5 protein-coding genes are annotated in these 6,269 nt (G+C 73.8%); 3 read left to right on the top strand and 2 right to left on the bottom strand.

The genetic code is table 11. The features are described 5' to 3' along the window. Positions 1–231: 231 nt before the first annotated feature. From PKE99_RS30010 to PKE99_RS30020, 3 genes are all read left to right on the top strand, one after another. Positions 232–930, top strand: coding sequence for an ankyrin repeat domain-containing protein (locus tag PKE99_RS30010; protein WP_037052524.1), 699 nt, complete (start codon positions 232–234; stop codon positions 928–930). A 172-nt stretch (positions 931–1,102) separates the two neighbouring features. After that, positions 1,103–1,933, top strand: coding sequence for a helix-turn-helix domain-containing protein (locus PKE99_RS30015; RefSeq protein WP_051738172.1), 831 nt, complete (start codon positions 1,103–1,105; stop codon positions 1,931–1,933). A 43-nt stretch (positions 1,934–1,976) separates the two neighbouring features. Further along, positions 1,977–2,471, top strand: a complete 495-nt coding sequence (locus PKE99_RS30020; protein ID WP_037052526.1) for a tRNA (cytidine(34)-2'-O)-methyltransferase — start codon at positions 1,977–1,979, stop codon at positions 2,469–2,471. Here PKE99_RS30020 and PKE99_RS30025 read toward each other — a convergent pair. Both PKE99_RS30025 and PKE99_RS30030 read right to left on the bottom strand, forming a co-directional pair. Further along, entirely contained in the window at positions 2,437–3,249 is an 813-nt protein-coding gene (locus tag PKE99_RS30025; RefSeq protein ID WP_051738179.1) for a YceI family protein, read from the bottom strand. The two genes, PKE99_RS30020 and PKE99_RS30025, sit on opposite strands and share 35 nt — an antisense overlap. Before the next feature lie 253 nt (positions 3,250–3,502). Continuing rightward, positions 3,503–6,082 (bottom strand): DNA translocase FtsK, encoded by a 2,580-nt coding sequence (locus PKE99_RS30030; RefSeq protein WP_037052532.1) that lies wholly within the window; start codon positions 6,080–6,082, stop codon positions 3,503–3,505. Positions 6,083–6,269 lie beyond the last annotated feature (187 nt).

The following is a 6,269-nucleotide window of genomic DNA, read 5'->3' on the forward strand; positions in this document are numbered from 1 at the left end:
GCGCTGCAGCCCCGCGAGTCGGGACTTCCAGCACCGCGAGTCGGGAGTTCCGGCACCGCGAGTCGGGAGTTCCGGCAGCGCGAGTCGGGAGTTCCGGCAGCGCGAGTCGGGACTTCCAGCACCGCGAGTCGGGAGTTCCGGCAGCGCGAGTCGGGATTTCTGGCAGCGCGAGTCGGGAGTCCGCGCGTCCGAGATGCACGTGTGGGGAGACCGGCGGGCAGGATCGACCGCATGACCGAGGCCGAGGAGCAGGCCGTCGCCGCGATCCGGGCCGGCGACGCGGAGGCGCTGCGCCGCCTGCTCGACGCCGAGCCCGGCCTCGCCACCGCCCGTCCCGACGGCGCGCGAACGCTGCTGCACGTCGTCGCGGACTGGCCCGGCAACCGCCCGGCCGGACCCGAGATGGCGCGGATGCTCGTGGCGGCGGGCGCGGACGTCGACGCCCGGTTCGTCGGCGCGCACCGCGAGACCGCCCTGCACTGGGCCGCCGGCAACGACGACGTCCCCCTGCTCGACGCCCTGCTCGACGCCGGCGCCGCGATCGACGCCGACGGTGCGGTGATCGCCGGCGGCACACCCCTCTCCGACGCCGTCGCGTTCGGGCAGCACGCCGCCGCGCGCCGGCTCGTCGAACGGGGGGCGACGCCCCGCCCTCACGAGGCCGCCGCGCTCGGCTTGGTCGACCTCCTGGTCGCCGAGTACGAGGAGTACCCGCCGCGGCCCGACGACGTCGACGTCGCGTTCTGGTACGCCTGCCACGGCGGGAGCCTCGACGCGGCCGAGTACCTGCTGGACCGCGGCGCCGACCGGGACGTGCTGCCGCCGTGGGAGCGGCTCACCCCGCTCGACGCCGCCGAGCGCGCCGCGGCCGGGGAGCTCGTCGACTGGCTGCGGCAGCACGGAGCCCACCGGGCCGCCGAGCTGGGATGAGCCGACAGTAGCTCGCGACTCGCGGTGCCGGAACTGCCGACTCGCGCTGCCGGAACTGCCGACTCGCGCTGCCGGAACTGCCGACTCGCGGTGCCGGAACTGCCGACTCGCGGGAGGTTGCAGCGCAGCTGTTGGGGTGCGGGGCGTTGAGCTGGGTCGATACCCTCGGAGCGTGTCCGACCCGACCCGCCCCGAGGGCGGCTCGGAGCTGGTGTGGGCGCGGCCGGCTCCGGCGCTGCGCCCGCTCGTCGACCTCTACAGCGGCTACCACATGCCCGCGTCGGCCCCCGGCACGCACATGGGGGTCCCGGGCGGCCACCTGACCTTCCTGCTGTGCCTGGACGGCGTCGTCGACGTCCTGCGCACGCCCGATCCCGCCCGGTCCCCCGGCTCGTTCCGCGGCATGGTCGGCGGGCTGCACGACCGCCCCGCCGTGATCGCCACGGGGCCCGCGCAGACCGGCCTGCAGCTGCGGTTGACCTGGCTCGGCGCGCGCATCCTGCTCGGTGCCCCGGCGAGTGCCCTGGCCGGCGACGTCGTCGGGCTCGGCGACCTCCTCGGCCGGCGCGCCGAGGTGCTCGTCGAGCGCCTCGCGGAGGCCCCGGGCTGGGCGAGCCGGTTCGCGCTGCTCGACGCCGCGCTCAGCCGGCTCGCCGCCGACGCCCGCCGCCCGGACCCGCACCCGGAGGTCGCGCGCGCCTGGGACCGGCTGGCGGGAACCGGCGGCACGCTGCGGATCGAGGAGCTCGCCCGCGAGATCGGCTGGAGCCGCCGGCACCTGGCCCTGCGGTTCCGCGACGAGATCGGTCTCTCCCCCAAGTCGGCCGCCCGGGTGATCCGCTTCGAGCGGGCCTGCGACCTGCTGCGCGGTCCCGCGCGCCCGGCCCTCGCCGACACGGCCGCGGTCTGCGGCTACGCCGACCAGGCCCACCTCGCCCGCGACTTCCGCGAGCTCGCCGGGCTCACCGCGACCGAGTGGCTGGCCGAGCGCCCCGACGGCTGATCCGGTTCCCCCACGACCGCACGCCGCCTGCTACGAAGGGCGCGTGTTCCGGATCGCCTTCCACGCCCCCGAGATCCCGCCCAACACCGGCAGCGCGATCCGGCTCGCCGCCAACACCGGCGCCGAGCTGCACCTGGTGGAGCCGCTGGGCTTCGCGCTCGACGAGCGCAACGTCCGGCGCGCCGGCCTCGACTACCACGAGCTCGCCGAGCTCCGGGTGCACCGCACGATCGACGGCCTGTGGGCCGCGGTGGCGCCCGCCCGCGTGTACGCGTTCACGACGGGCGCGGACCGCGACTACACCGACGTCGCCTACGAGCCCGGCGACGTCCTGCTCTTCGGCTCGGAGTCGACCGGGCTGCCCACCGACGTGGCCCACGCCCCGCAGGTCAGCGCGCGGGTCCGGCTCCCGATGGTCCCCGGGTCCCGGTCGCTGAACCTCGCCAACGCCGCGGCCGTCGCGGTCTACGAGGCCTGGCGCCAGCACGCCTTCGCGGGCGCGGCTACTGCTGCACGACCGCCTGCACGTCGAGGTTGATCTCGATCGTCGAGCCGACGACGGGCACACCGCGGTTGACCATCTGCTGCCAGTTGAGCGTGAAGTGCTCACGGTGCAGCTCGGCGGTGGCGACGGCACCGGCGCGCCGGCCGTTCCACTCCTCCATGCCGAGGAAGGTGACGTCGAGCTGGACGTCGCTGGTCAGGCCGTGGAGCGTGAGGTCGCCGTCGACGATCCAGCGGTTGCCGGGGCCGCGACGGAAGCGGGTGCTGGAGAAACGCAGCTGCGGGAAGCGCTCGACGTCGAGGAAGTCCGGCGACCGCAGGTGGGTGTCCCGGGCCTCGACGTTGGTGTCGACGCTGACGGCGTCGATCACGACGTCAACGGCCGAGTCCTCGAAGGGCTCGGCGATGCGGATCTGCCCGCGGAAGCGGTTGAACCGGCCGTAGACCCGCGACATGCCGATGTGCCGGGCGATGAACCGGATCGAGGAGTGGTCCGGGTCGATGTCGTAGACACCGGGCGGCGGCGGGGTGAGCGACTGGTCCGGCGCGAGCGTCAGCGCACCGACCTCGGCGTGCTTGCCCCACTCGACCTCGACCGTGGTGCCGTTGCCCCGGTAGCCACCGGCCTCGGCGCGGACCCGGTACTCCCCCGGGACGAGCGCGGCGGTGAAGTAGCCGAAGGGGTCCGTGTCGGCGTTGACGATCTGCGTGCTGGCGCGGTCGAGGACCGAGACCTGCGCCCCGGCCAGCGGCCGCCCCTCGCCGTCCTGGACCTGCCCGCTCAGCAGTCCGCCGGTGAGCGGGATCGGCACGAGCGCGTTCCGACCGGTGTCCGACCGGCGTGCACCCTTCCCACGCTTGCTCCAGAACACTCCATGACCTTCCGACGAGGAGACGGCCCGGGCACGGGCCGCCGAACACTCTGGCAGAAAAGGTCACGAACCGGTGACGCCGACGGCTCTCTTGTGAACGCCCCCACACGGTCGCACGCCGAACGGCCGCTCAGCGGAGCCGAACGACCACCGTCGGGTCGGTTCCCGCTGGTAGAAGGTTCAACGACCGTCCTCAGTCGTCGTCCTCGGAGGGGGCCTCGCCGCCCCCGCCGCGCAGCAGCCAGATCACGTTCTCGAGCTCCTCGGGCTTAATGAGCACGTCCCGCGCCTTCGAGCCCTCGGACGGTCCGACGATCCCGCGCGTCTCGAGCAGGTCCATCAGCCGGCCCGCCTTCGCGAACCCGACGCGCAGCTTCCGCTGGAGCATCGACGTGGAGCCGAACTGCGAGGTCACGATGAGCTCGGCGGCCTGGATGAGGACCTCGAGGTCGTCCCCGATGTCCGGGTCGATCTCCTTGGCCTCGCCCTGCTTCGCCGCCGTGACGCCCTCGGTGTAGGTCGGCTCGGCCTGCTCCTTGGTGAACCCGACGACCTCGGCGATCTCCTCGTCCGAGATGTACGCGCCCTGCATGCGGATCGGCTTGCTGGCGCCCATGGGCAGGTAGAGCCCGTCGCCCATGCCGATCAGCTTCTCGGCGCCCGGCTGGTCGAGGATGACCCGCGAGTCCGTGAGCGACGACGTGGCGAACGCCAGCCGGGACGGCACGTTCGTCTTGATCAGACCGGTGACCACGTCGACCGACGGCCGCTGGGTCGCCAGGACGAGGTGGATGCCGGCCGCGCGGGCCTTCTGCGTGATGCGGACGATCGCGTCCTCGACGTCCCGCGGGGCGGTCATCATGAGGTCGGCCAGCTCGTCGACGATGCAGAGGATGTACGGGTAGGGCCGGTACTCCCGCTCGCTGCCCAGGGGCGCGGTGATCTCGCCGGAGCGGACCTTGCGGTTGAAGTCGTCGATGTGCCGGACCCGGTTGGCCTGCATGTCCTGGTAGCGCTGCTCCATCTCCTCCACCAGCCAGGCGAGCGCGGACGCCGCCTTCTTCGGCTGGGTGATGATGGGCGTGATCAGGTGCGGAATGCCCTCGTACGGCGTGAGCTCGACCATCTTGGGGTCGACGAGGATCATCCGGACCTCCTCGGGCGTGGCCCGGGAGAGCAGGGAGACCAGCATCGAGTTGACGAAGCTGGACTTGCCGGAACCGGTGGAGCCCGCGACCAGCAGGTGCGGCATCTTCGCCAGGTTCGCGCAGAGGAAATGGCCCTCGATGTCCTTGCCCAGGCCGATGACCATGGGGTGCTGCTCGTTGCGCGCCGTGCCGGAGCGCAGCACGTCGCCGAGCCGGACCATCTCGCGGTCGGAGTTGGGCACCTCGATGCCGACCGCGGACTTGCCCGGGATCGGCGCGAGGATGCGGACGTTGTCCGTGGCCACCGCGTAGGCGATGTTCTTCGACAGCTGGGTGATCTTCTCGACCTTCACGGCCGGGCCCAGCTCGATCTCGTAGCGGGTGACCGTCGGGCCGCGGGTGAAGCCGGTGACCTGCGCGTCGACGTTGAACTGGTCGAGCACCCCCGTGATGCGCTCGATCATCTCGTCGTTCGCGGCGGAGCGGACCTTCGGCGCCGGGCCGGTCTCGAGCAGGTCCGCGGGCGGCAGCGTGTACTCGCCCTCGCCGACGGGCTCGCGGATGGCCATCGACATCTGCTCGCCCTCGGCGGGCACGGCCTCCGCGGGCGGCGTCGCCACGATCGAGGCCGGGTCCGGGCGCTTCGCCTTCGGCTTGGGCGCGACCGGGACGTACTCCTCCTCCGGCTCCGCCGGCGGCGTGTCGCCCGCGGCGTCCGCGGTGCCGGCGGTGTCGTCCTGGAAGGCCTCGGCGCTCGTCGCCTGCCGGCGGCGGGCCGGACGGCGGCGCGCCGGCGGAGCCTCGGCCGCGGGCTCCTCCTCGGCGAGGGGAGCCTCGTCCTCCTCGCCCTCGGGGTGGATCTCGGGCTGGCCGAGCAGCCGGCGCACGCGGTTTGGCACCTCGCGCACGGGCGTGGCCGTGAGCACCAGGAACGCGTAGAAGCTGACGAGCAGCAGGATCGGCACCGCGACCCAGGCGGTGAGCCCGCTCGCCAGCGGGGTGGCCGCGACGTAGCCGATCGCGCCGCCGCCGGACGCCCACTGCCCGGGTTCGTCCGGCGAGCCGGAGAACAGGTGCACCAGCCCCAGCACGCCCAGGGCCAGCAGCAGCGTGCCGACGGCGATCCGCGGCCGCGCCTCGGGGTGCGCGGGCGTGGTCATCAACACGACGCCGACGGCCAGCAGGATCACCGGCAGCAGCACGCCGGCGATGCCGAACACGGCCCCGACGCCGGCCGAGAACCCGCGGCCGACCGGGCCGCCGGCCTCCCACCAGATCCCCGCGGCGGAGATCACCGCGAGCACGATGAACAGCACGCCGAGCCCGTCCCGGCGGTGCGCGGGGTCGATCTCGCGGGTGCGTCCGGCCGCGCGCCCCGCCGACCTGGTCATCCGGACGACGCCGCGGCCGACGGCGTCGATCCCCTTGTCGATCAGGTCCGGCTGGCGGCGGGCGGGCTGACGCTTCGCGGGCGTGCGGGACCGCGACGACGACGAGCCGCGCGAGCGGGACGCGGACGACCGCGAGCGCGACGACGAGGACGACCGCGAGCTCCGACCCGATCCGGCCGCGGCCCGCAGGCCCGCCCCGTCCGCGGCCCGCCCGGCCGTTCCTCGTCCTGCCATGTCGCCCACGGTAGCCGCGGAGACCGACGAAACCGGTGACCGACGCACCCCCGGACCTGGCTCACAGACCGGGCGCCGAGGCGCGCCGGGCTGTGAAGAGAATCGACCGCAGCCGGGCTACGCGGTCTTGTCGAGGGTGACCCGGTAGCCGAGGTTGTGGAGTTGGTGGATGAGCCGGTCGCGTTGT

The organism is Pseudonocardia halophobica, from assembly GCF_027922425.1.
Classification (GTDB): domain Bacteria; phylum Actinomycetota; class Actinomycetes; order Mycobacteriales; family Pseudonocardiaceae; genus Pseudonocardia; species Pseudonocardia halophobica.